1 pseudogene is annotated in these 480 nt (G+C 41.9%); it reads left to right on the top strand.

Annotation, left to right across the window (positions count from 1 at the left end):
• Positions 1–458: pseudogene (locus tag BCT81_RS01835) on the top strand (hypothetical protein); the annotation flags it as partial.
• Between the last annotated feature and the right edge of the window lie 22 nt (positions 459–480).

Genomic DNA, 480 nt, shown 5'->3' with positions numbered 1-480 from the left:
TCTCCAGTTCTAACCTCTTCAGCTCTAACCTAAGTGGCTCTGACTATATGATTGGTACGGCATTGGCGTTACTGATTGTTATCGTGAGTATCAGCGCGACTTTGGTGATCTCGCGAAAAAGAGAGATTCTGAAATCGAGTGACTTGGGAACGCAGAAGCAGGCACTCGAAGCGCAACTGAGCGAGAAGAACCGCGCCATTAAGCAGCAAAAACGTCAATTGCAGACCATGTTCAACGAATTGAAGAAACAAAAAGGCCAAAAAAGTTCGAACAATTTACAGTTAGCCTGTGCACTATTTGGCTACACGCCAAGCTCTATTCCTAATCAGAAAAGTATTAAGGTGAGATATAAACAACTATCAAAGATTTACCACCCTGATGGTCAGGGATGTGACGAAGAAATGAAACGTTTGAACAGTGCGCTAAAAACGATCTTACAAAGTGTTACGAAATCGTAAACAATTACACACCTTTATCTCT

The sequence above is a fragment of the Vibrio sp. 10N.261.52.A1 genome, assembly GCF_002876325.1.
GTDB classification, from domain to species: domain Bacteria; phylum Pseudomonadota; class Gammaproteobacteria; order Enterobacterales; family Vibrionaceae; genus Vibrio; species Vibrio chagasii.
Note: the sequence above shows the minus strand (reverse complement) of the source record. Positions and strands in the feature narration are given on the sequence as shown.